The organism is Enterococcus wangshanyuanii, from assembly GCF_002197645.1.
Classification (GTDB): Bacteria; Bacillota; Bacilli; order Lactobacillales; family Enterococcaceae; genus Enterococcus_L; species Enterococcus_L wangshanyuanii.
The window spans coordinates 894,010-917,823 of record NZ_CP021874.1; the positions used below are offsets into that span (position 1 = coordinate 894,010).

Sequence of the window (23,814 nt, forward strand, 5' to 3'; positions counted from 1 at the left end):
CCTGACTCCTCTATTCTTTCACTGGTACCAGTAGTTGACTTGTTCCAATTGCATTGGCTTGTGCCGTCACATGAACCTCGATAGTCTCCCCAGAATAATCGATCATTCCGACTGCTTCAGCATAGTTTTTATTGGTCGATAAATCTTCAAAACGAAAAGTTGTACTATTGATATATTGAATATTTCGCCACTTTATATCATTCACTTTAAATTCTGGTGCTTCTGGTGACGTTTCTAAAATGGTAGCAAAACTATTCTCTTGTGAAATCTGAATCGCTAATTTAAGCCCCTTAAATGTATCATCTTGTCTCACCCAAACACGATTCAAGAATGCCTCAAATTTATTTTTCTCATTTGCAGAAAGTGTCTTTCCAATAAACTCTGCAAGCTTTTTTAAACTATTTTTTTCTTCTTTATCCAAAAGAGTAGCTAATTTCTCTAAACTATAAAAGTTATTGATATCCGACTCCTTGACCTTCTCATTGATTCGTTCTTCGATCACTTTGGTTAGTTTTTCCATCTTCTCTTCATTTAGTATATTTTGAGCCGCCTGTAATTGCTCATACGTTTCATCTGCGTCATTGTTCATTAGTCGCGTTGAAATTTCCGGCAAATATAATTCATAATAACTTATTTGCTTGATTGCCTCAGCTTCTTTTGTTTCGATCCCTTCAAGTGAGTCAACAGCCGCTCTATAGTCTTTTTTCTTTAAATTCACTTGAGCATTTGAAAGTTGATAAACGTCTTTTACTTTATCATCCAGTTTTTTGTCAGCAAGCAAGTCAACTACCTTTTGATAGTGCTTTTTTTCAAAAGCCAACTGAGCTTTTGAGAATAAATAGATACGTTCACTTTGCTCAGACTTCTCCTTGTTTTCCCCTAACAACGTAACGACTTCTTGATAATCCCCTTCTTTATAAGCCGTTTTTGCTTTTTCTTCTTTATTTGTACAACCAGATACTACAGCCAAAAGAACAACAATTACAATAGTCTTAACAACCCTTTTTTTCATACTCCACTCCCCTCCCTTTATAACAACATAATTATATACTACTAAAATCCCACCTGACAATCTCTCCCAAATCAAACCAAGATCATTCCACTAAAACAAAAGAATAGCACATCTAATTTAGATTCACTTGAATTCTAGTTAGATGTGCTCGTTTTTTATAAATAAAAAAAAGCCTTCTCGGCTTCAATAACTAATCCTATTCAATCAGACACATGGCGGCACTCACTTAGTGCTGCTTCCTTCCGGATCTGACACGCTTCGTAAGCCCACCATTGTCCTAGCCTTTCGGCAAGATTTAGTATACCGCATTTTCGATTGCTTGGCTAGTCTTTCTTTTGTTTTTTTAAAAGTTTCTTTTTCTCACGTAATTTACGAAAAAAATTAGTCAATAACATGCCACATTCTTCTTCTAAAATGCCGGACTCTACGTAAGCAACATGATTGAAACGATCATCGTCCAATAGATTCATCAATGTCCCAGCAGTCCCGCCCTTTGGATCTTTAGCGCCATAATAGACTTCTTCCACGCGTGAAAGAAGCATTGCACCGCTGCACATTGGACACGGTTCTAATGTAACAAAAAGCTGCGCACGCTCCAAGCGCCAGTTCTGGATATTCTTACATGCTTCTTTGATTGCAAACATTTCTGCATGAGCGGTTGCATCTAAACTCTCTTCTCGAAGATTATGTCCTCGCCCAACAATTTCACCATCGATCACAACAACAGCACCGATTGGTACTTCATTGAGCATTTCTGCTTTCTTTGCTTCCTTGATGGCTTCAAGCATAAATTGTTCTTTTACTTCTGTTGTTAAACGACTTGTCTTTTCATTCAAGCGATTTCCACCTCTCACTAACTAGAATAATTAAACGATTACCCCTTATTCATGGTACAATAAACAAGTGAGGTGTGTCTATGACAATCGAGGAATTAATAAATTTATACCCTGAAGGAAAGCTTCAAAAAGAAAAAGCAAACGACAACATGTTTTCATTGCCGATCAATGGCAACTATTTTGTCATTTCTAAAGACATATTAAGTGAAAAAGAGTTCTATTTACTACAAAAATTATTTTTACCAAGCACTTTTGCTATAGACTTACAAAAGCATCCTTGGTTTGACTATCTGTTTAATCAGGCGGATGTTGAAGTCGACGGATCCTTTCGAATCATACAATTTCAGCTCAAAAAGCCGAAAGCTTTTTTACAGAAAGAATGGGAGCAAAGCATGAAAGAAATTTTTCCAGCTTTTGTAGATTTCTTTTTCACTGATGAAAGTAACGGACTTTTGATTGAGCAATACACAAAAAAGCATTATCAGTTGACTGATATTCAAAGTATTTTCTTAACTCTTGACGCTGATTTTGACTCTTCTACCAAAGCATTTGTAGGAAACTTTTATCCAGCTGACGATCATCTACCTGCCTTATTTCATGAAGAACAGCAAATTTTCTTAGAGGAATTCAATAATTTGAAAGCACAATCCGTTTTTTCTTTAAGTGATGTAGCTATACACCATTATACTAAACAGAGTATGAAAGACAGCCGAATAATCCAAGCCTATTCAAAACAGCTTGTTTTTAGTTCTGAATTCAAACAAATCATTTTATCTCTTTGGCACCATCAGGGAAACATTAGCTCTACCGCTAAAGATTTATATATGCATCGGAATACGTTACACTATCGTATCGAAAAATTTTATGAGCAAAGTGGTCTATCCTTAAAAAAAATGGATGATCTTGTCTTTTGTTATTTACTTATTACAAAATAAAAGAGTGCAAAACAAAACTAAAAATCAGTTTTGTTTTGCACTCTAAACTCGATTAAACGGTAAGACAAAAGTAATTTTTTCGATCAAATTACATTAATTCATCAATAAAACTAAATAAACGATCTTTGACGTTTTCAGTACTACCTTTTAGAGACTCTCCATATGAAGAAATCTTTTTTCCTCCGTCTTTAACTTTTCCTAAAATATCCAACATAGAATCCAATTCATCATCAGATAATTTATCGACGATACTTAATAATTTTTCATTGCCGCCAAATTTATCATTCACAAATTTTTTAGCTTTGCAGCGATTCGTTACATGGTAGACTTTTTTTGCAATTTTTTCTGAAGCAATCACTGCTACAGATACACTAGCCACTGCTGCAATACTTAATCCAATACTGATTTTTGTTGATGTTTTCATCTCGTTCAGCTCCTTCTTACTCTCTATTATCATGATAACACACTCTTAAAAATTGAGGTAATAAAAAAGCAGGATCAATTTCGCCGATTGTTTCCACCGAATAAAATGATCAGGCGAAGTAATTGTAAAAATGTTGCTAGTGCTGCTGCTACGTATGTTAAAGCTGCTGCAAACAAAACCTTTCTAGCCATTGGAACTTCTTCTTCTGTTAGAATATTGCCGTCAGATAAAATTTTTAGTGCACGCCTTGAAGCGTTGAATTCCACTGGAAGCGTTACTAATTGAAAAAGCAATGCCAAAGAGAACGCCAGTATACCAATATTGATCAACGTTTGATTCCAGCTAAACAGCACACCGATCAATATGATCGGAAATGACAACGATGAGCCAATATTCGCTACTGGAACGATTGCCGCACGAATTTTTAAAGGACTATAGCCTGTATGATCTTGAACCGCATGACCGCATTCATGTGCAGCAACACCAATTGCCGCAACAGACATCGATTGGGCGGTCGCTTCTGATAAGCTAAGCATTTTATTGCCTGAGTTATAGTTATCAGTCAAATTTCCTGAGATCTGTTGGACCCCGACATCGTTGATATGTTCTTCTTGTAAAATATATTGAGCCGCTTTGGTTCCTGTAATATTATTTCGACTCTGAATTTTGTCGTATTTTCGAAATGTGCTATTTACATATGCGGACGCAGCCATTGAAATCAAAAGGCCTACGATGACCAAAATATATGTCGGATCAAAAATTGCATAAAATGGTACCATTTTTTATTCCCCCTATTCTTTTCTCCATTGTATCATGTCTTTCTTAAAAAAGTGTATCCAGAACTTGACGATTTTATGAAGGCTGAACGAGATTCCTCTAACAAAACTGTCACATTTTTTTAAGTCATTTCAATGGATTCCTTTGCCAAAAACAGGCATACTACCATTAAGAGGTGAAGAGAATGAAAAAACTATTACTTTTTATCCTACCATTCTTATTACTAACAAGTGCTGCTTGGTTTGGATATAATTACTATTATGGCGGAAAAGCTTATTATACTCAGGTTGGAGCGCCGACAGAAATAAAAGACGGAAAGTTCTCAACTGGCGAAAAATATACTCAATATGATTATACGCAAGATGCCTATGATAAAAATGGTGAAAAAAGCGTGCAAAAGATGAGTGAGATCAGAGATAACCCCCTACGTATCAACGCTTATCTAAAATTAAAAGTCAATGCCAGAAAAGGCGTGATCAGCTGGGAAGAAGTCAAAGAAAACGAAGTTCCCCCAAAAGCTTTAGCTCATATGAGCGAATAAAAAAAGAACATGTTTAAAAAGCGCACAAGCAAAATCGCTGTGCGCTTTTTTCATATTCACTGCTCTTACAATTGATTACTGATTTTTTCAATATTCTTTAACACAATAGACACAGTCCCGTCAGGGTTATTTACAAATTCGATCAAGTCTCCATTACGATACACATCGATTGGGACGATCAATTCGATGCCGTTACTCATTTTTAGTTTTTGCTTCCCGAATTTCTTCTCGGAAATTTCTCTAGCTTCTCTTACCGGAGGTGTTTTGTCAACAAATTTTGATTCATTGACTTCTTCTTGATAAGCCATGCGAGCTGAAATATTTTCTTTAAAGACTAACTCTGCGACTTGTTCATTATCGATCGTGCCAGTCTCTTCGATACTTTCATAAACAGCTTCTTTCACAGAAGCAATCAATTCAAACTCGTCTTCATTGAATTTTTTACCAATTCGCTTCACTGCTTTTTTGATTTCCTTCATATTTTCTTCTATAGAAGGAGCAGGTTCTGATTCAATAACCTTTTCAGAGAAATACCAAGCTTTTTCACCTGAAAATTCATAGCGTTTTTCAAGCAGTTCGTAGGCCAGTGAGTCAAGATTAACGGTCATACCCTCATCTGGTTTTTGCGATTTTGAAGGTAAGATCGCCCGATTGATGATCAATTTATTATAAACAGCATCCTCTTCATAATCTACATAATGTGTGTAGCTCTCTTTATAATTCAATTTGATCATAGCCAGATGCATGACTGTATCCAACTCATATAACACAAATAATACATCCGCACTTGGTGCATCTTCACTGCCCGAATAAACATCGTACCAATGCTGGGCCAGATCCTGACTCTTTTGAATAAAATCATTGGGTATCCCGCGCATCTTTTCAACAAACATACTCTCTTGTGCTAAAGTCCCTGTTTTTGTTTGTGCTGTGGAAAGTTTTGTGATCTTACTCGTTAAATAAACCCGAATATATTCCGTCGTTAAATCCAATTCTTTTTGTGAAAAAACTGGCGTTCCTGTCTCACGATCGATAATATGCAGGATCGCACTTTTTAAATAAATATCCATCTATCCTTCTCCCTTTTCTTAAACCTTATTTAGTCTACCTGAAAGAACGAAAAAAGCCAACTATTTTCTAGAAAATATCCTCTGTATTAATGCAAAAAGCCACGAACCGATGGCTCGCGACTTAACAAATATTTTTTTGAACGAAACTACTTTCTACGCATTTTCTTCAACATATAACTTGCCCGTTGCTTCATCTACAGGATCAAGCTTGTTAAAGATTCCTTTTGTTCTAAAGATGTAAGTTAAAATAAATGGTACAACGACTGCGATCACCATCGCACCGAAGAAGACCAAATAATATTGCGGTACGATCGACAAGATTCCAGGAAGCCCGCCAACACCAATACTGATCGCTTTTACATCGAACAATGTTGAGAATAATCCTGCACAAGCTGAACCGATCATGCCAGCGACAAAAGGATACACATACTTCAAGTTGATCCCAAACATTGCTGGTTCAGTAACGCCTAAATAACATGAGATCATAGCTGGAATCGATACTTGTTCTTCTTCCTTGTTCCCTTTGTGCATAAAAATCACAGCAAGTACTGCTGAACCTTGGGCAATGTTCGAAAGTGCGATCATCGGCCACAAATTAGTGGCATGGAAATCAGCAATCAATTGCAGATCGATCGCATTCGTCATATGATGTAGACCAGTGATAACTAAAGGCGCATACAAGAATCCAAACAACGCACCAAACAACCAGTTTACTGAAGAAGTTAATCCAGCATTTACCACATCAGAAACCCAGCTGCCAATTGCCCAACCAACTGGACCTAAAACTAAGTGAGCAGCTAATACAGTCGGTACTAAAGCGAACAATGGAACAAAAATCATGGACACCGCCTGAGGAATAATTTTTCTGAAAAAGATTTCCAAATAGGCTAATAGGAACCCTGCCAGCATTGCAGGAATCACTTGTGCCTGATAACCGATCATATTCACATGAGCAAAACCAAAGTCCCAAAAAGGCACATCTGCTGCTGCTGTCGTTGCAACCGCATAGGCATTTAATAGTTGCGGTGAAACTAATGTTATCCCTAATACGATACCCAGAATTTGAGTAGTACCCATCTTTTTCGTAATACTCCAAGTAATACCAACAGGTAAGAATTGGAAAATTGCTTCACCGATCAACCATAGAAATGAATTCACACCGCTCCAAAATTGCGAAACTTCAACAATCTTTTGTCCATCTAAAAAGCCAAATGGAATTCCTTCCAAGACATTACGGAAGCCTAAGATCAACCCACCGATTACCAACGCTGGAATCAATGGCGTGAAAATTTCTGCCAACACAGAAATTGCCCGCTGTACCGGATTTAGATTTTGTTTTGCCGCTGCTTTCCCTTGTTCTTTGGAAACGCCTTCAAGTCCTGAAACAGAAGAAAAATCATTATAAAATTGCGCTACCTCATTACCAATAATAACTTGAAATTGTCCAGCATTCGTAAATGTTCCTTTAACTGAAGGGATTTTCTCGATTGCCGCGGTGTCAGCTTTAGCTGCATCATTCAATACAAAGCGCATCCGAGTTGCACAGTGTGAAACCGCTGCAATATTTTCTTTGCCTCCAACATCTTCTAACAGTCTTTTTGCATCTTCTTGAAATTTACCCATTTCTTTGCTCCTTTCCGTTAACTTGTATGTACAAGTTCCCTGTATTTGTATAATACTGTATTATTTAATTTTTTACAAGCGTTTTCTTTTTAAAAAACAAAAAAAATTCTTTCTACCTACTTATACGTATTATTGCGTTTACTAAGTTCTCTATTTTAGATTTTTCAAATCACTGGAAATTATTTCAGAAAATGATACACTTGGGTTTATCAAATACAAAAATAAACTGCCGTAACCTGCAGTTTAATCGAGGAAAAAAATGAAAAAAAAAACGATTGCTATTAAACTAAAAAAACGTTTATCTGCTGTACAAGTTCTTGCTTTAGGATTCGTTCTTCTAATTTTTATAGGCGGGGCTCTACTTACCTTACCAGTCTTCTCTCGAAGTGGTACGCCTACACCGTTTATTGATGCTTTATTTACTGCTGTTTCAGCTGTTTGCGTTACGGGACTGACAACGTTGAATACCGCACTTCATTGGAACGCATACGGACAGTTGATCATCATGCTGCTGATTGAAATCGGAGGGCTAGGCTTTATGACGATGCCTGTACTTCTATATTTTATCCTCCGAAAAAAAATTACACTAAGTACACGTATTTTATTACGCGAAGCGCTTAATTTAGATGATATGTCCGGTGCTTTTCGTTTAATGATTTATGTTGTCAAATTAGCAGCTATTATTCAACTGACGGGAGCTATACTACTTTCCATTCAGTTTGTTCCTGAATTTGGCTGGCGAAAAGGGCTCTTTTTCGGTCTTTTCCATTCTATTTCAAGTTTTTGCAATGCCGGTTTTGATTTGCTTGGAGATAGTTTGACCCCTTATCAAAATAATCCATTTGTTTTATTGGTTGTTGGCGCGTTGATCATTTCTGGCGGCTTAGGATTCATCGTCTGGCAAGATTTACTAAGAGTCAAAAAGAAGCAAAAATTTTCTCTGCATACTAAAATTGCCCTAATCACTACTGTTTCTTTACTTATTGGTGGCTTTATCATCTTTTTCTTAACCGAAAAAAATGCCAGTCAATTAACAGATGGAACAACTTTTTTTGATCGTTTGATCAATACCTTCTTCATGTCAGTCACTCCCAGAACTGCTGGCTATTACTCGATCGATTATATGAAAATGACAAATGCCGGCCTGATCACAACTATTTTTTTAATGTATATTGGAGGAACTTCAGGATCGACCGCCGGCGGACTGAAAACAACGACCTTCGCAGTTTTGGTAATTCAGATCGTCTCTATCTTCAAGGGACGAACGAGAGCTGAATTTATGGGACGAACGATTCGTAATAGTACCGTTTTCCGTGCGTTGACTCTATTTTTTATTACCTTGACCTTGTGCGTATTATCTATCATGCTTTTATCTATTACGGAAAATATCCCTGAATCCTCCGGCATTGAGTACATTGCTTTTGAAGTATTTTCTGCCTTTGGCACGGTTGGTTTAACAATGGGACTTACACCTGAATTAACTTTCATCGGCAAGATCATTATCATGTTATTGATGTACATTGGTCGGGTAGGTATCTACACTGTTGGCTTTTCTTTATTGACAAGAGGTCAAAAGCAACAAGCCAAATATAAATATCCAGATGAAAGTGTTATGATTGGATAAATAAAAAGAAAACATAAAATATCGCTATTTTATGTTTTCTTTTGCAATTATAATTGCTTTTTTACTGAAATAAAAAATCCCACCTTCTAATGAAGATGGGAAAAGGAGTTTTACTCTTGCGAGTAAAATGAAAAAATAAAAAGGGTTGTTGTTGGTATACTGGTATATTACTATCTTTTTTTATTATTAGCAACTAATAACCCTCAAGAAATAATCTATTTCAAATTAAATTTCAAAAATAATAACAATTTAACATTTATTAAAGATAATAAACTGTTATTCTATCATTTAAAATAAAAAATCCCACCTTCTAATGAAGATGGGAAAAAGGAGTTTTACTCTTGCGAGTAAAATGAAAAAATAAAAAGGGTTGTTGTTGGTATATTTGTATATTACTAGCCGATTTCATTTTTTGCAACTAATAACCCTCATTTATTTTAATTTTTTTAAGGCGGTTTATATATCTATGAGACATCTCTCAACCTTTTGAGTTCAAACGTAACTGGTGCTAACAATAGCACTGCCTTCAACTAAAAAGGCATGAATATGTCTTTATTATTGAACATCTTAGTATGCTTTTACCGTCAATATGAGTTTACTTTAAAGGATATTTATCAAAAATATTTTCTTTTCCTTGTTTTATTGCTAAATAATCTATAATAATGTCTTTATACCAGCTAGTATTCATTGCTTCATTTTCATTACTATAACTAACAATGTATTCATCCCAACTTTCATAATACTCTTGAGCTAATTTGTAAAGTATATCTAAATATGCCCAAGCATATTGTTCTGTGATGAGATCAAGCGTGAAGCAAACACGAATGATATATCCTAATCGTTCTAAATCGAATGCACCTGAATCTCTGATTGTTTCAGAAGCAGCCATTAATTTTTGAACATCACTCTCTTGTTTACGAGCTGCTTTTTGTATTTCCTTTTGAACCTTACCTTTTGTATCTAAAGATACGACCGCAGTATAACTGTTTTCACTGATCCAGTTTTCAATCAACACTTTAGCATTCTCACCCGTTGAAATTCCAAACATCGGTAACCAGTACTTAATAATATTCTTCTTGTATTTTTCTGGAAAATATAGTTTCAAATAATTTGGTTTAAATGCTCTTTTAGCTTCAGCAAACTGGGTAACAGCTGCACCTATACAAAGTACTTTTTCTTTTTCCGGTGGAAAATCATTGAACTCAATAATTTCTGTTGGTACTTCCGTTTTCTTTTTAAACCACATAGATTTTCTCCTTTATTTTCTAAAAGTATAAAACATTTTTTCTTTTATTTTGCTCTACTAGCCGCGTGGAAAAAGACTTAGAAAATAATGTTTACAAACTGTCTTAATGTGTAAAGTAATAAAACAGCTCACTCGTATTTTCTCCTTATCTTTTAGTATAGAAAATACGATCGAGAGCAATCGCTGTTAATAAAAATGTTTTATGATCCTGCGTATCATCTACTTCAATATGGTATTCATCTCCGCCCAACGTCAATTTTCTTTTGTCAATATCACAAATAACTTTTTCTTCTAATTTAAACTGATGGCTTCCTGTCATACCATACCCTAAGCTTAGATCACCGATCACTGAATCGATCACAAATTTATAGCTGAAAATATTTAACGAACGAGCAATAGACAGAATCGATTCACCGTCGACTGAAATGTGATATTTCTTGAAATTGTATCTTAAGAATGAACCAATCATACTCAACGCATTGACATTTGTTTTACACATAGCCAATGTTTCTCCATTCAGATCTGTAATTTCAAAACTTTCTCGTCCTAAAAAACTCCCTTTTACTTTATATAACGGATTTCCTGATGCATCTAAAATTTCATAACTAGGTTTTAAAGCAATCAGCTTTTGTTTCACAATATATTTCATATGATATCCCCTTATTATTTTTCCTTCTTATTTTTACTGATTTTCTGTTATTTTCTTGATGGACATTTCCAACTCGTTCAGTAGAGCATACTCATCATCAAATGTACGAACAATTAATGGTGTTTCTTCATTCTTAAGTTTGTAAACTTCATAATAGAGCATCTCTTCCCCTGATTCCAAACTATCTCTATTGATTGCTTTTGGATCGAGTAATTCATTATCCCATGGAATAAATGTTGGTTCTAACACTTCATCATTTTGGCTAAATTGAAAATACGTTTTAAGTGGCGAGATCGCAGCATGCTGCTTCTTATTTTTGAAATTATAATAGACGATCATATTGGCTTCATTGAATGAATCTAAAAAGTGATCAGTTCCAGTAAATTCGATCTTATACATTTGCGTCTCGATGATTTGCTTTGTTGTTACTTTCTTTTTAGAGTGTACTACTTTTTGAATTGTTTGTGCTTGGATATCAAGTAAATCTAGCCGCTCATTTTTGTAGCTAGTATATAGATAACCGATCGGCAGTCCATCTACTTTCAGTATTTCTCCATCTTTTGGCCATTGCTCTTTTTTAATATTAGATAAGTCTAAATAGATCGGTATTTTTTGATTGCGCATGAGAAATACAGGTATATACCAGACTCCATTTAGCGTTGTATCTTTCGAGTTCATTTGGTAAGGTTCACCTTGTGCTCTTACAACAAATGATATCTTTTGATTAAACAAATCAGACCTCTTGATCTGCTTAGGAAAACTCACCAAATTTGATAATTCTCCATAAAGTTGCTCCTGAACTGTAGATGAATTCTGCATAACTTTTGGCTTTTCGTCATATTGTGTGCGATTGATAGTTGTTGTGCATGCAGTGATACTAAGTAGTTCCAATGAGAGAAAGAAAGTGAGCAACCACTTATTTTTCACAAAATTGTCTCCTTTTTTATTTTTGATATAGATATGTCAATTCTAGAATTTTTATGAAAGTACTTTTTTAAACCTACATCTTGTAGTTATAATATCATGCACTTTTCTAATTTGTCAATAGTCGTGGTATAATTGAGTTATTCGTCTTATTCAAAAATAAAGTAAGATAGACTAAATAAAAAGGAGCGCTTGTATGGCACCAAAAATATCTGACTCAGAATTAGAGATTCTACGAATTATCTGGGCTCACGATGGACAAATGATGTTTTCCGATATCGTTGAAGAGTTGCACAAAAAAGAATTTAAGTGGAAAAACAATACGATTCTGACTTTCTTAGCTCGTTTGACAGAAAAAAATGTTTTAGCTGTTCAAAAAAAAGGAAGACGAAATGAATATATCGCATTGCTAAGCGAAAAAGGATACTTGGAGCAAGAAACAAAAGAGTTTGTTGGAAAAGTTTATGAGGGAGAAGTAAAAGGGTTGATTGCGACACTGGTAGAAAATGAATTGATATCCGATCAGGAAATTGAAGATTTAAAAGAATATTGGGAAAAGAATAAAGAATGACTAGTCTAAAATTATTGATGTTACTCGTTTCCCTCAGTCTTTCTGGTACTATTTTATTTGGTATTTGGACACTTTTTAGACGAATTCTGTCAAGAAAAATTTCGCATCGCATGTACTATTATCTTTTATTGATCGTATTGCTGCGCTTGATTCTTCCTATTTCTCCAGAACAAAGTTTGATTGGAAAATCCTTTTCAATCATTGAATCTTCCACTATTTATACGACTTTTTTTGGACCAAAGGATCGTAAAAATCCAGCTGTTATTGTTGGCGATAATGTTGTTATCGGTGACAACGTCGTTATGGGCAGCAAAGGTAAAAATATTGCCCCCTATATTCTATATATTTGGCTAGTGATTGGCTTTGGTTTCCTCATTCAAAAAATCACGAAATACCAAAGTTTTGTAAAATATATCAAAGCAGACTGGCACCCTGTCGATGATCCCTTGATGCTTGACACACTTAGTACCCTATGTGAGGAAAAAGGAATTTATAGACCTGTAGAGCTTTATACCTCCGCACTCATTTCATCCCCACTTTTATTAGGGATCAAAAAAAGTTATATCATATTACCGCGTGTACAATTGACTGAGGTACAGCTCTATCATATTCTTGCACACGAACTTACCCATTCTAAGAATAAGGACTTATTTTATAAGTGGTTCATGCAATTGATCATCTGTATTCATTGGTTTAATCCGGCTATGTATTTCATAGCAAAGACTTTGAATCAAGAATGCGAATATGCCTGCGATGAAGGGACTACAGGTCACTATACAAAAGAACAGCAATTTTACTATGGTACAACGTTGATCGAAATGGCTAAGATGCCGAACAAATACAATGAAAAAGTAGCTTCGGTGACCTTATATGAGAATACATATGAAATCAAAAAGCGTCTAGACGTGCTGTTAGCTACTCAAAAGAATCCACATTTCAAACGACTGACCTCTGTGTTTTCTGCTATGATTCTTGTCTTTAGTGCAATCGTTTTAGGCGCTTATACGGTCCCCAAAAAAACGATAACTACAGATAAACCAATTGAATCATCATCAACTAACGAATCTTCTGTAGATGTGGACTCGTCTAAAAGTAAACCTTTAGGACGTCCTTTTTCATAGAATAAAAAAGAAGGCCAATTGAATAGGCCTTCTTTTGGTATATTGCTAAATTCTCTTCAATAATCGTTTGTTTCTATTCAGAAATCATTTTCTCTCTGGTTTATCTGATAAATTGAGACTGAGACGGAAAGGATTTATGTCTCTGTCTGTTCACCTATGATTTGAATATCTGCATAAACTTCATTTTTAATGCCTCTCAACACAAAAGGATCACTCCCCTAAATGCCTAAATCTTACTTTCGACTTTTGGTTTGTTCTCTCTTGATTCGTTCGCTTCATTAGAATTGATATCTCTCCGATTAGTTCAGTACAGATCATTTCAATAGAATAATTATCACAGTCCATTTCCATCCTATTTACAATATCCTCTTCACTCATACCTAAAGAACCATGTTCTAGCTGCTTTAAGTAAAAGATGAATAATTGAAGCTTTGATTCTAAATGAAAACAATATAACGCAGATTGAATCGCATTCTTTTTTAAATCAGGTTTCAACAGTTTTTTCAACTCACCTCTTAAATTTAAATAATACTTCTCTAAAATTAAATACTTTTCAATATGATGTTTCTGTACAAATAAATCCAGCTCTTCTAAAATACCTTTATTATTGTTCATAAACGCTCTCCTCGATTATCTTTATATGAGACTGCTTCGGTTAAACATTTAGTGTAAATTAATAAAAGATAGTCTCCAATTCTTTTATATTCTGACTCTCTATTTAATTGACGTAGTTTCTTTTATACATAAAAGAAAAAGAAGGAATTAACTTAAACGTTTAACTGTTCATAGTCCTTTCCTTCTTCTCATTTTTAGTCAAGATTCTTCCATTTTAGTTACTTCTAAAAAAGTTAAAATATTGATTTAATCGTCTTTTATAATTAAGTCATACTCAAATGGATCTTCACCATATTCAACAACTTTTATATATCCTTGAGCATTTTCTCCCACAGTACACTTTTCTCCACACTCAAGACAAATTGCAGTATTTCCTTCCCACTTTATTTCAGCTAGGTCGAAATATTTCTCCTCAGTAGTCACACTCTCATATGCCCAACAATACGGACATTCTTCCTCTATTAATAGTGGCTCTCCGCCATCCCTTGCTCTAATATAATTTTCAATATCGTTATTTATCATATTCATAAGATTTGGTATTACCTGATCTGGTTCATCAATCAATTCATCAACATACTCCTCAAGATCACTTGCATCTAGCATATCCTCACTTTCAGGAATATATATACCTTGATGAGCATCAAATGAGTAATCTCCATTTTTGTATTTAACAACTATTTTTTTATTTTCGTCTCCAAAATCAAATGTAAGTTCAACATAACTATTTGACCCTTTTGTATCATCAATACTTGCATCATTTAAATGAACCACAATTTTTTTACTCAAAATATAAGCATGTTTTGCTTCCAATAAGATTTGGCCCATTTTATCAAATTGTACTGAGTTATTGACAATAATTTCAGCACCATTATCGTGTAAAGCTGAAAATAACTCATCAATTTTTATATTGATAATCTCTTCGAACAGTCCTTGTATTTCTGATTCCTCTCTAACAATTACACCAGTTTCATTTTCAATTATTTCCTTTAAGATCAGTTCATTTTCATATTCACTTAGCTCAACTACTCCATCTCTAAAAATTACGTCTTCATCTGTTAAATAGTTCAAATCATCAACTTTTGATTTTTCATGTAAAAGTTCGTCTTGTATGATAGGATCTACAAAAAGTTTTGAATTTTCAATATATTTAGAGAAGGTTTTTATCTCAAGAAATAGTTCGAAATCTTTTAATAATTTATTGAATAAGCCAACAACTTTTGAATAAAAACTTAAATCGAGTAATTTAGTGTGTGCTATATGATTCCTATACTTAGTTGCTATTGCCCAATTATTTTGAAATATCCTATTCCCTCCTTCATTTCCTAACTCCTTAAAAAATTGATCTAAATGGGACATAGTATCAGTTTTTGTAAAAAGACCTGACTCAATCAAATGCTGTACTCTTTCCTCATTTGTAGAATTTTTGTCAAGGAGTAGCTGCATTATATCCAACAATTTTTCTTGAACAAAAACTACATTTGAAGTTTCAGGTGAAATAGCATATTTTTGAGGTTCAATAATTTGAATTAGTTGATCTGTCAATAAATTATATAATCGTTCATCCATAAAATTATATTCTACAATATCTTTAGCTAAAGCTCCTTTTTTTTTCTTCAGTGAATAGGGACCATCAAGACTTTCTGTCCAGTTAGGTCCTAGCTCAATAGTAAGAACTCTATCGATTACTTCTCTAAATTTATTTTCTAAATCATAAAGTAGTGAAAAAAGTTGTTCAGAAATAAGTTTTGCTTGAAAATCTTCATAAATTGAAATTCTGGAAAAAAATTTCATATTTCCCAGTTTCATCAACGATTTCATCAATTTAAACTTAAACTGTTCAAACTGAACGCTCTCTTGGCTTAATAAATTATTGAAGTCAAGAGCATCATCTGAAATTTCTAAAAAGACATCTAATGTTTTCTGAATAGTGCTGTCAATTGCAAAAACTTGTTGACTAATTTTTAATTGTCCAATTTTTTTTGGATTAGTATCATTCATCAAAAATATATCAGATTTCAACTCCCCATTATCCATGCATAGTGGAGTTATACTAAATCCTCCTTCACTTACTTCATCGTGGCAAGTATTGAAACTTAACACTTTACTTGTATTTAACGAATATTGAAATCGAACTTTTTTCATAAGTCCTCCTTAAAATTGTACTGCAAATTATAATTTTAATATTTTTGTTTTTAAATCTAGAAGCTTCCTTATTACTTTGTCTAAAATACTATTTTTGAATATTTACCACAATAGATTAGATCCTTTTAAAACAAAAGAAACTTCATCTCATAGCAAAATGAAACTTTTTCTTAGTAAAAGTTTCATTCACATACTTCGCTTATAAATTGCATATTATACATTATACCAAGTAAGAATCTAATTAGGAATAGTTTGAGATGAAATAAATATTACTGATGGAAGAAAGAAGAGATTTAATATCACAAAATTATTCAGAAAATCAGCATTAATGTTTGTGAAATAACAAAAAGTTCTGTAATTTTTGAAACGCTTATTAAGAACCCTGCTTACTAAAAATAAAAAACTACTTATGAAAAGTCTTGGAGAAGAATATTTTAAAACAAGATATAATTGAACATACATTCAAATATAGAGAAAGAAAACGCTCATTAAAAAAACTCTTAATTTATTTACAAACAAGAGCTTAATTGGTATCGATATTGGAAGTACTACTTTTAAATTAGTTAATCCTTTATAAATGAAATCTAGTTCCAAAATTTATATTGATTCACTTCCTGTTGCAAATTTACTTATAGGTTCTAAAATTCAAATCGTCCTGTTCGGTAAAGAATTGCGAGAAGTTAGCCTCTTGATACTCAGTGGTTCAAACGTTTCACAGATCAACCAAAATAAAAATAATTTATACTTTCTCTGACGATTTTAACACTATTGATGGAATAACTGGTCTATACTCTTCAGATTCAAAAATATTTGTGAATCAAGTGATAATTTTTACGTTGTAAAAAGCTATATATCAGATGATTACACAAGACTAGTTCCAAAACGGAGAGTTTACAGCGCTAATTACAAAAAAGAATCCATTTATCTCTTTTAAACAAAACAAAAAGAAAAAGCCCTTGATATCAAGGACTTTCGTACTTTGTACTTAGTTAGAAAATCTAAAAGATAATTATCTTCTAATTTCTTTGATACGAGCTGCTTTTCCGTGTAATGCACGTAGGTAATAAAGTTTCGCACGACGAACTTTACCATAACGAACTACTTCGATTTGAGCAACACGTGGTGTGTGTAATGGGAATGTACGTTCCACACCAACACCGTTAGAGATTTTACGTACTGTATAAGTTTCGCTGATACCTGTACCGCGACGGCCGATAACAACTCCTTCAAATAACTGGATACGTTCGCGTGTACCTTCGACAACTTTCGCGTGAACGCGAACAGTGTCCCCAGGACGAAACGCAGGGATATCCGTACGTAATTGTTCTTGTGTTAATTCTTGAATTAATGGATTCATTCTTTTTTCTCCTCATTCCAAACATTCTTATGGCACTGCCACAGCGGAATATCGTAATAGTTGAGCGCTTTACACTCACTGAGATAGTTTAACACAATATCTATGCTGCTGTAAAGGGATTTTTCTTGATAATCTTACTTAATCTACGGGAAGCTCATTTAAAAAGTCTTGCAGTTGATTGATTAGTTTGCCTAAATGTAGACCATCGACTAAACGATGATTGACTTGAACGGAGTATGGCAAAAGTAAGCGATCATCTCTCTTTTCAAATTTCCCCCATGTCACTTTAGGGATCGAATCATCCCGATCTAAGCTCAATTCATTGCCTAGATTTGTGAAAGAAAACCACGGCAAGCAAGAAAACTGGATCATCTCGTCTGACTGATACTTTGAATCAGGAAAGTAATTCTGCTGTTCTTCACTGACTTTTTTTGCTTTATTGACAAAGGCGTGCAGCTCTTCTTCTAGATCAAGAGTCACAATATGAAATAATTCACTGTCAGGTTTTAAATCTGTAAAACTTGGAATTAAACGATCGATCAAAAAAACTTCTTCGCCTCGTATTTTATAACGAAAATTTTCAATTTGGTTCATTATAGTCGTTGTTGCATAAATCATGCTGTAGTAAAAAGATAGCTCGTTTTGTTTCACATACTCATAAAAATGAGTCACGTCCAATTGTGTCGTCACATCATACAAAGGTGAATCTGCAGCTCTTGAAAAAAAGTCAAAATGCTCTTTCCGTTGCCATGTTTTTTGATCGATGACTGTTGCTGTTACGCCCATTTCTGTAACCTCCTGTAAAGCTACTCTATTTCATTACGAAGTTCTTGCAACCATTTTTCCTGTTGAGGTGTTAAGTCGACTTTCTCCAACATGTCGGGTCTGCGTGTCAGCGTTCGTCTTAAGGACTCTTTTTGCTGCCACTCGTCGATCAATTTATGATTACCATTTGTCAATACTTCCGGCACTTGCATCCCATTGAATTCAGCAGGACGAGTATATTGGGGATGTTCTAATAGTCCGGTTGAATGAGAGTCCGTTTGGGCTGATAATTTATTTCCTAAAACATCTGGCAATAGGCGAACCGTTGCATCGATCATCACCATCGCCCCTAACTCGCCCCCTGTCAACACATAATCACCTAAAGAAACTTCATCTGTCACTAAGGATCGAATCCGCTCGTCATAACCTTCATAATGACCGCAAATAAAGACAAGATGCTCTTCTTTAGAAAACTCTTCTGCCATTTTTTGATCGAACGGCTTTCCAGCAGGATCTAAAAGAATCACACGTTTTTTCGTTTCTGGTGACAGTTCTTCAATGCTCTGTAAGTTATCATAGATAGGCTGAACTTTTAACAGCATTCCCGCTCCGCCGCCATAAGGATAGTCATCTACAGATTGATGTTTATTATCTGAATAATCTCGAAAATTAGAGACGTTGATCTCAAGTAAGTTCTTCTCCACTGCTTTACCGATGATCGACTCACCCATCGGCCCTTCAAACATTCTTGGGAACAGTGTCAATACATCAATCTTCATCATCGATCAATCCTTCTGGGATCTCCACATGAACAATCCCTTGATCTAAATCGACCGATTTAACAACAGATTCAATATAAGGAATCAATGCATCCTTTTTCTTAGGACGCTGCACTACCCACACATCATTCGCTCCAGGTGATAAAATCTCTTTGATTTTGCCAAGTTCTTTCCCATTCTCATCGATCACAGTCAGTCCAATGATTTCATGATAATAAAATTCATCTTGGGGCAAATCTGTTAATTGTTCTTTTGATACTTTCAAAATACCGTCACGATACTTCTCTACATCATTGATCGATAAATGTCCTTCGAAGGTCACGATATCAAAATTTTTATGTTTACGGTGCGTTTTGATTGTCAGCGCAATAGGTTCTTTCTTCTCTTGAAATAGTGTTAACGTCGTCCCTTTTTTATAGCGAAGCTCTGGAAAATCCGTTTGAGAAATCACTCGTACTTCTCCTTTTAGCCCTTGGGTATTAACGATTTTTCCTACATTTAAATATTCAGTCACGTGAAGCCCTCATTTCAAATTTTTGTCCTTCTCATTTTACCATTTCCAGTGACTGAATTCTATCCACATCTATCATTCGATTCTTTTTTCTTTATCATGCATTGATGCCAGTCAATGTTCCGTAGATCAAAAATAGATTCAAGGCCGTTAAGACAATCGCAATGATCCAAGCGAGCACTTTGACCCAGACTGGGTTAGCAAATTTTCCCATGATTTTTTTATCACTAGTATATAGAGTCAATGGAATGATCGATACAGGTAAAGCGATACTTAAAAAGACTTGTGTATATAATAGTAAATCTTCAACCGCTGACTCTCTGCCGCCATAAAGAATCACACAAATGATAACAGGAACGATTGCAAGTAATCGGGTCACGACTCGACGCATCCATAGGGGCATTTTTAGATGAATGAAACCTTCCATCACGATTTGTCCGGAAAGTGTACCTGTGATGGTCGAATTTTGTCCAGAAGCAAGTAAAGCAATCGCAAATAGAATACTCAATACTGGACTGGCAATATTTCCTACGATATCAGGATTTTTTAATGCGTCAAATAGATCAACGAATTTTCCTAAATCGCTATTTGTCCCATAGAACAATGCCCCACCTAAAATCAACAATAAACAATTTACAACGAAAGCGACCGTTAACTGGATATTTGAATCCCAAATGGTAAAACGAATTGCTTTAGCCTTTTCCGCATCATCATTACGATCGAATTTTCTCGCTTGGGCGATCGAAGAATGCAAATATAGATTATGCGGCATCACTGTTGCACCAACGATTCCCAGTGCTAGAAACAGCATGGATTTATCACTTGCGATTTTAGGATCTGGAATAAATCCACGTAAAACCTCACCGATCATCGGATCGGCTAAAGCAACTTCATACGCAAAGACAAAGAAGATGACCGCAATCAAACAGGCAACGATCGCTTCAATTTTTCTAAAGCCTAATTTCGTCAATAATAGTAATAATAATACATCAAACGTTGTGATCAAAACACCGATCAGTAATGGAAATCCAAATAATAATTGCAATGCTACAGCTCCACCGATGACCTCTGCAATATCTGTTGCCATGATCGCAAGCTCTGTAATGATCCATAGAATGAAACCAGTCTTTTTACTCGTGTGTTCTCGTGTTGCTTGAGCTAAGTCACGGCCCGTTACAATTCCTAATTTTGCCGCCATACTTTGAAGAAGCATGGCAATCAAACTAGATAACAAAATGACACTCAACAAGGCATATTTGTATTCAGCACCACCCGCGATCGATGTGATCCAATTTCCCGGATCCATATACCCGACTGCAACGAGAGCCCCAGGCCCGCTATAAGCTAACAGTGTCCGCCAAAAGCTCGCATCTTTTGGTACCTCCACTGTATTATTGATCTCTTCTAGGCTAGGACCATTTGCATAATTCAATATTTTTTCTGCTTCTGTGTGTTCTTTTTTCATCTTATATCCTTCTTCCATTTATCAATCATAAGGTTCCTTTTATTATATTTTTAGGTACACCATAATTCTTAAGTTTATTATAATCCTCTCATGCATAGATGTAAACAGAATCATTCTTTTTTTTAATTAAGACTTAAGTAGGATGTTTTTTCTAACCTTTTATTTGTATAATATATTTAGTAAGTTGGTTCTTACAACTTTGTTCGTAAAAAATTAGAATTAACAATGGTAAATTACTAATAAGAATTTTATACTGTAGATAGTTACTTTTAAGGAGATGATAGAATTGAGCATCGCACTTTCACGGAAAATTATAAATTGCATTTCGATCGTTGGAATTATCGCGACAATTGCTGTGACGATTTATTTCATGCGGTTAGGTGTTTTTAAAGATGTTGACGCATTGAGAGGTTTAGTCGGTGACTCAGTCATCTTAGGACCGATCGTTTTCATGTTGATCCAGATCATTCAAGTGGTGATTCCGATCATTCCAGGTGGGATCAGTTGTGCTGCTGGTGTCTTGATCTTCGGTCCATTTGCAGGCTTTATATATAACTATGTAGGAATCGCGATTGGATCTGTCATTATTTTTCTTCTTGGTAGACAATATGGCAAGCCATTTATTTTAAGTCTAGTTAGTGATAAAACGTATAATAAGTATATTGGTTGGCTGGATAATGAAAAACGTTTTGAGCGATTATTCGCCTTAGCGATCTTCTTACCGATCGCTCCCGATGATGCGTTGTGTTTAATGGCTGGTTTGACAAAAATGTCTTTAAGAAAATTTACTTTGATCATTATTTTAGCTAAACCAGTTTCTATCTTCTTATATAGCTTAGCATTGATTTACGGCGGTACTTTTTTGAACGGTTTATTGGGCTTTTAAGCTCTAAAACTGTATAATAGAAACGATCAAGATAGAATGCAGCTTGTGTTCTATCTTCTTTTATTTTAGTGTTGTAAGGATGGATGAAATGTGACCTATTTAAAAAACAGTTTCAAAAATATGATTGATTTTTTTTCGGGAACATCAGCTTATTTCCGAGATGTTTTACTCATGCATGGATTCATGCTGTTTATTTTACTGCCTTTTTTGGCAAGCTCTACGCGATTTATTTTAAGACAAGGTCAAATCAATTATTTATCTTATGATACGATTCCGATTATTTTCGCGAAACACCCTGGCGTGTTGATCGCTTTATTGTTGATCTTGGTTTTGATTGTGATCGCAGTTTTTTTTGAATTTACCTTTTTACTTTTGAGCATCTTTTTTATTAAGAAAAAACAACCGATTTCTCTCTCAAATTTATTAAAAGGTACTTTTCTTCAATTAAAAAAAATTCGTTTCAGTACGATCTTATTCTTTTTATTTTATTTTTTCTTGGTTTTACCGCTTAGCGGTTTAGGATTCAATTCAGATTTGTTGGCAAAAATCAAAATACCGGCGTTTATCATGGATTTCATTTTTGCGAATCGTGTAACGATCATAGCGCTCGTTCTTTTGGGCTACTTGCTCTTTTTTTATCTTTCGATTCGTTTGATCTTTGCGCTTCCTGAAATGATTTTAAGAGATGTACCGTTTCGTCAGGCAGTGAAAGAAAGTTGGCATTCGACCAAAAATCATTTCTTCCGAATCCTTGGTCAATTTATTGTCATTGGCGGTAGTATTTTAGTCTTTTTCGTTTTAAGTTACACGGTGATCCTCAGTGCTCAAGCAATCATCGAATCAGCATTTCCAGAATATGCTTTAGTTAGTGCTGTTGTCGCCATGACCTTATTGCAATTTGTTTTACTGTTGAATATTATTTTTTCGACCGTTGGGATCTTTTATATCACGATCGATTATATGGATGATGAAGGTTTCCTACCGGAGATACCTCAGTGGTTTTTTTCTCAGAAAAAGCCTGCTCATAAAGAATGGACCGCTCTAAAAATTGGCTCTTTTGTATTTATCGCAACTATTTTTGGGATTGGTGTCGGAACATACAATACGAACTATCTAAGTACCCCTTCTATCAAGGAACCTTTGACTCTCTCTCATCGAGGTGTGGATGACGGGAATGGTGTTCAAAATTCATTAACGGCTCTTGAAAAAACTAGTTTAGAACATCCAAGCTATGTAGAAATGGATGTTCAAGAAACTAAAGATAAACAGTTTGTTGTTTTTCACGATTTCAATTTAAAAAATTTGACAGGCGTCAATAAACGGCCAAATGAACTGACTCTGGCAGAATTAGAAAAATTAACAGTGACAGAAAATGGGATGCAGGCACCTGTTTGTTCCTTTGATGATTATTTAGCTAAAGCAAAGCAGTTGAATCAAAAACTTCTTATAGAAATCAAAACGACCAAACAAGATAGTCCAGATTTAGTCGATCGCTTTATTGAAAAATATCGAAATATCGTCTTAAAAGAAGAACACATTATTCAAACATTGACCTTCAATACGGCAACAGAGCTCAAAGAAAAAGAGCCCGATTTTTATGTTGGTTATATCCTACCTTTCAATATCGTTGGTCCACCGGTAGCTAATGTTGATTTTTTCACTATGGAATATACCACATTGAACAGAAATTTTGTCAATGCTGCACACAGCGATGGAAAAAAAGTCTATGCCTGGACTGCAAATGATGAAGATACCATGACACGGATGATGTTTTATGGCGTTGACGGTATCATTACGGATAAGCTCAAATTGCTGAATGAAACGATTCGAACAGATGTCGATGAATTGACCTATTCAGATAAATTACTTCATTTCGTTATAGGTATTGGATAAGTGTCAGAAGAATCCTTTTTATAAATCAATAAGGATTTCAGCTTGGTT

Annotated in this window: 23 protein-coding genes and 1 other RNA gene; 7 read left to right on the forward strand and 17 right to left on the reverse strand. The window is 34.7% G+C overall.

Features of this window, described 5'->3' with window-relative positions; genetic code table 11:
* Positions 1-10: 10 nt before the first annotated feature.
* The 3 genes from CC204_RS04165 to tadA form a co-directional block, all read right to left on the reverse strand.
* Positions 11-1,012: a hypothetical protein gene (locus CC204_RS04165; RefSeq protein ID WP_088268957.1), complete on the reverse strand. Its 1,002-nt coding sequence runs from the start codon at positions 1,010-1,012 to the stop codon at positions 11-13.
* A gap of 197 nt (positions 1,013-1,209) precedes the next feature.
* Positions 1,210-1,296, reverse strand: an RNA gene (ffs, locus tag CC204_RS04170) — signal recognition particle sRNA small type.
* A gap of 39 nt (positions 1,297-1,335) precedes the next feature.
* Positions 1,336-1,848: a tRNA adenosine(34) deaminase TadA gene (gene tadA / locus CC204_RS04175; RefSeq protein WP_188634465.1), complete on the reverse strand. Its 513-nt coding sequence runs from the start codon at positions 1,846-1,848 to the stop codon at positions 1,336-1,338.
* Between the two features lie 80 nt (positions 1,849-1,928).
* Between tadA and CC204_RS04180 the strand changes: the two genes are divergently transcribed.
* Positions 1,929-2,783 (forward strand): helix-turn-helix domain-containing protein, encoded by an 855-nt coding sequence (locus CC204_RS04180; protein ID WP_088268958.1) that lies wholly within the window; start codon positions 1,929-1,931, stop codon positions 2,781-2,783.
* Positions 2,784-2,871: 88 nt separating this feature from the next.
* Here CC204_RS04180 and CC204_RS04185 read toward each other — a convergent pair whose 3' ends face one another.
* Both CC204_RS04185 and CC204_RS04190 read right to left on the reverse strand, forming a co-directional pair.
* Positions 2,872-3,207, reverse strand: a complete 336-nt coding sequence (locus CC204_RS04185) for a hypothetical protein (protein ID WP_088268959.1) — start codon at positions 3,205-3,207, stop codon at positions 2,872-2,874.
* Positions 3,208-3,281: 74 nt separating this feature from the next.
* Positions 3,282-3,986, reverse strand: a complete 705-nt coding sequence (locus tag CC204_RS04190; RefSeq protein ID WP_088268960.1) for a zinc metallopeptidase — start codon at positions 3,984-3,986, stop codon at positions 3,282-3,284.
* A gap of 182 nt (positions 3,987-4,168) precedes the next feature.
* Here CC204_RS04190 and CC204_RS04195 point away from each other — a divergent pair, with 182 nt between their 5' ends.
* Positions 4,169-4,525, forward strand: a complete 357-nt coding sequence (locus tag CC204_RS04195; protein ID WP_088268961.1) for a YxeA family protein — start codon at positions 4,169-4,171, stop codon at positions 4,523-4,525.
* Positions 4,526-4,590: 65 nt separating this feature from the next.
* Here CC204_RS04195 and CC204_RS04200 read toward each other — a convergent pair whose 3' ends face one another.
* On the reverse strand, positions 4,591-5,595 hold the full coding sequence (locus CC204_RS04200) for a nucleoid-associated protein (RefSeq protein ID WP_088268962.1): 1,005 nt from the start codon (positions 5,593-5,595) through the stop codon (positions 4,591-4,593).
* 153 nt (positions 5,596-5,748) lie between these two features.
* A complete protein-coding gene (treP, locus tag CC204_RS04205; RefSeq protein ID WP_088268963.1) occupies positions 5,749-7,218 on the reverse strand; it encodes a PTS system trehalose-specific EIIBC component in 1,470 nt (489 codons plus the stop codon).
* 259 nt (positions 7,219-7,477) lie between these two features.
* Here treP and CC204_RS04210 point away from each other — a divergent pair, with 259 nt between their 5' ends.
* Positions 7,478-8,842 carry a TrkH family potassium uptake protein gene (locus CC204_RS04210; RefSeq protein ID WP_088268964.1) on the forward strand — a complete coding sequence of 455 codons (1,365 nt, stop codon included), beginning with the start codon at positions 7,478-7,480 and terminating at the stop codon, positions 8,840-8,842.
* A 595-nt stretch (positions 8,843-9,437) separates the two neighbouring features.
* Here the strand turns inward: CC204_RS04210 and CC204_RS04215 are convergent.
* The 3 genes from CC204_RS04215 to CC204_RS04225 form a co-directional block, all read right to left on the reverse strand.
* Positions 9,438-10,088, reverse strand: coding sequence for a DUF1266 domain-containing protein (locus tag CC204_RS04215; protein ID WP_088268965.1), 651 nt, complete (start codon positions 10,086-10,088; stop codon positions 9,438-9,440).
* A 145-nt stretch (positions 10,089-10,233) separates the two neighbouring features.
* Positions 10,234-10,737, reverse strand: a complete 504-nt coding sequence (locus tag CC204_RS04220; RefSeq protein WP_088268966.1) for an LURP-one-related/scramblase family protein — start codon at positions 10,735-10,737, stop codon at positions 10,234-10,236.
* Positions 10,738-10,770: 33 nt separating this feature from the next.
* Positions 10,771-11,664: a DUF5067 domain-containing protein gene (locus CC204_RS04225; RefSeq protein WP_088268967.1), complete on the reverse strand. Its 894-nt coding sequence runs from the start codon at positions 11,662-11,664 to the stop codon at positions 10,771-10,773.
* 193 nt (positions 11,665-11,857) lie between these two features.
* Between CC204_RS04225 and CC204_RS04230 the strand changes: the two genes are divergently transcribed.
* Together CC204_RS04230 and CC204_RS04235 are read left to right on the forward strand one after the other, a co-directional pair.
* On the forward strand, positions 11,858-12,232 hold the full coding sequence (locus CC204_RS04230; RefSeq protein ID WP_088268968.1) for a BlaI/MecI/CopY family transcriptional regulator: 375 nt from the start codon (positions 11,858-11,860) through the stop codon (positions 12,230-12,232).
* Positions 12,229-13,353 carry a M56 family metallopeptidase gene (locus CC204_RS04235; protein WP_088268969.1) on the forward strand — a complete coding sequence of 375 codons (1,125 nt, stop codon included), beginning with the start codon at positions 12,229-12,231 and terminating at the stop codon, positions 13,351-13,353. Before CC204_RS04230 ends, CC204_RS04235 begins: the two co-directional genes overlap by 4 nt.
* 210 nt (positions 13,354-13,563) lie before the next feature.
* On the opposite strand, the gene CC204_RS04240 is transcribed toward CC204_RS04235, so the two are convergent.
* The 7 genes from CC204_RS04240 to CC204_RS04270 form a co-directional block, all read right to left on the reverse strand.
* Positions 13,564-13,968: a DUF7006 family protein gene (locus CC204_RS04240; RefSeq protein WP_088268970.1), complete on the reverse strand. Its 405-nt coding sequence runs from the start codon at positions 13,966-13,968 to the stop codon at positions 13,564-13,566.
* 246 nt (positions 13,969-14,214) lie between these two features.
* On the reverse strand, positions 14,215-16,110 hold the full coding sequence (locus tag CC204_RS04245) for a hypothetical protein (RefSeq protein ID WP_088268971.1): 1,896 nt from the start codon (positions 16,108-16,110) through the stop codon (positions 14,215-14,217).
* A 1,009-nt stretch (positions 16,111-17,119) separates the two neighbouring features.
* A complete protein-coding gene (rplS, locus tag CC204_RS04250; protein WP_010772344.1) occupies positions 17,120-17,467 on the reverse strand; it encodes a 50S ribosomal protein L19 in 348 nt (115 codons plus the stop codon).
* A gap of 138 nt (positions 17,468-17,605) precedes the next feature.
* Positions 17,606-18,253 carry a chloramphenicol acetyltransferase gene (locus tag CC204_RS04255; RefSeq protein ID WP_088268972.1) on the reverse strand — a complete coding sequence of 216 codons (648 nt, stop codon included), beginning with the start codon at positions 18,251-18,253 and terminating at the stop codon, positions 17,606-17,608.
* A gap of 20 nt (positions 18,254-18,273) precedes the next feature.
* Positions 18,274-19,011: a tRNA (guanosine(37)-N1)-methyltransferase TrmD gene (trmD, locus tag CC204_RS04260; protein ID WP_188634480.1), complete on the reverse strand. Its 738-nt coding sequence runs from the start codon at positions 19,009-19,011 to the stop codon at positions 18,274-18,276.
* Positions 19,001-19,525, reverse strand: coding sequence for a ribosome maturation factor RimM (rimM, locus tag CC204_RS04265; RefSeq protein WP_088268974.1), 525 nt, complete (start codon positions 19,523-19,525; stop codon positions 19,001-19,003). The genes trmD and rimM overlap by 11 nt, the downstream gene beginning before the upstream one ends.
* Before the next feature lie 94 nt (positions 19,526-19,619).
* A complete protein-coding gene (locus CC204_RS04270; protein WP_088268975.1) occupies positions 19,620-20,987 on the reverse strand; it encodes an Nramp family divalent metal transporter in 1,368 nt (455 codons plus the stop codon).
* 286 nt (positions 20,988-21,273) lie between these two features.
* On the opposite strand from CC204_RS04270, the gene CC204_RS04275 reads away from it, so the two are divergent.
* Both CC204_RS04275 and CC204_RS04280 read left to right on the forward strand, forming a co-directional pair.
* A complete protein-coding gene (locus CC204_RS04275; RefSeq protein WP_162288323.1) occupies positions 21,274-21,873 on the forward strand; it encodes a TVP38/TMEM64 family protein in 600 nt (199 codons plus the stop codon).
* A gap of 90 nt (positions 21,874-21,963) precedes the next feature.
* Positions 21,964-23,766: a glycerophosphoryl diester phosphodiesterase membrane domain-containing protein gene (locus tag CC204_RS04280; protein WP_088268976.1), complete on the forward strand. Its 1,803-nt coding sequence runs from the start codon at positions 21,964-21,966 to the stop codon at positions 23,764-23,766.
* The last annotated feature ends 48 nt before the right edge of the window (positions 23,767-23,814 follow it).

Coding starts and splice junctions, on each gene's coding strand:
- CC204_RS04240 (WP_088268970.1), bottom strand. CDS start 13,968: ATGAACAATAATAAAGGTATTTTAGAAGAGCTGGATTTATTTGTACAG.
- rplS (WP_010772344.1), bottom strand. CDS start 17,467: ATGAATCCATTAATTCAAGAATTAACACAAGAACAATTACGTACGGAT.
- CC204_RS04255 (WP_088268972.1), bottom strand. CDS start 18,253: ATGGGCGTAACAGCAACAGTCATCGATCAAAAAACATGGCAACGGAAA.
- CC204_RS04220 (WP_088268966.1), bottom strand. CDS start 10,737: ATGAAATATATTGTGAAACAAAAGCTGATTGCTTTAAAACCTAGTTAT.
- CC204_RS04210 (WP_088268964.1), top strand. CDS start 7,478: ATGAAAAAAAAAACGATTGCTATTAAACTAAAAAAACGTTTATCTGCT.
- CC204_RS04200 (WP_088268962.1), bottom strand. CDS start 5,595: ATGGATATTTATTTAAAAAGTGCGATCCTGCATATTATCGATCGTGAG.
- CC204_RS04245 (WP_088268971.1), bottom strand. CDS start 16,110: ATGAAAAAAGTTCGATTTCAATATTCGTTAAATACAAGTAAAGTGTTA.
- CC204_RS04270 (WP_088268975.1), bottom strand. CDS start 20,987: ATGAAAAAAGAACACACAGAAGCAGAAAAAATATTGAATTATGCAAAT.
- CC204_RS04230 (WP_088268968.1), top strand. CDS start 11,858: ATGGCACCAAAAATATCTGACTCAGAATTAGAGATTCTACGAATTATC.
- CC204_RS04180 (WP_088268958.1), top strand. CDS start 1,929: ATGACAATCGAGGAATTAATAAATTTATACCCTGAAGGAAAGCTTCAA.
- CC204_RS04190 (WP_088268960.1), bottom strand. CDS start 3,986: ATGGTACCATTTTATGCAATTTTTGATCCGACATATATTTTGGTCATC.
- trmD (WP_188634480.1), bottom strand. CDS start 19,011: ATGAAGATTGATGTATTGACACTGTTCCCAAGAATGTTTGAAGGGCCG.
- CC204_RS04165 (WP_088268957.1), bottom strand. CDS start 1,012: ATGAAAAAAAGGGTTGTTAAGACTATTGTAATTGTTGTTCTTTTGGCT.
- CC204_RS04195 (WP_088268961.1), top strand. CDS start 4,169: ATGAAAAAACTATTACTTTTTATCCTACCATTCTTATTACTAACAAGT.
- CC204_RS04185 (WP_088268959.1), bottom strand. CDS start 3,207: ATGAAAACATCAACAAAAATCAGTATTGGATTAAGTATTGCAGCAGTG.
- treP (WP_088268963.1), bottom strand. CDS start 7,218: ATGGGTAAATTTCAAGAAGATGCAAAAAGACTGTTAGAAGATGTTGGA.
- CC204_RS04215 (WP_088268965.1), bottom strand. CDS start 10,088: ATGTGGTTTAAAAAGAAAACGGAAGTACCAACAGAAATTATTGAGTTC.
- CC204_RS04235 (WP_088268969.1), top strand. CDS start 12,229: ATGACTAGTCTAAAATTATTGATGTTACTCGTTTCCCTCAGTCTTTCT.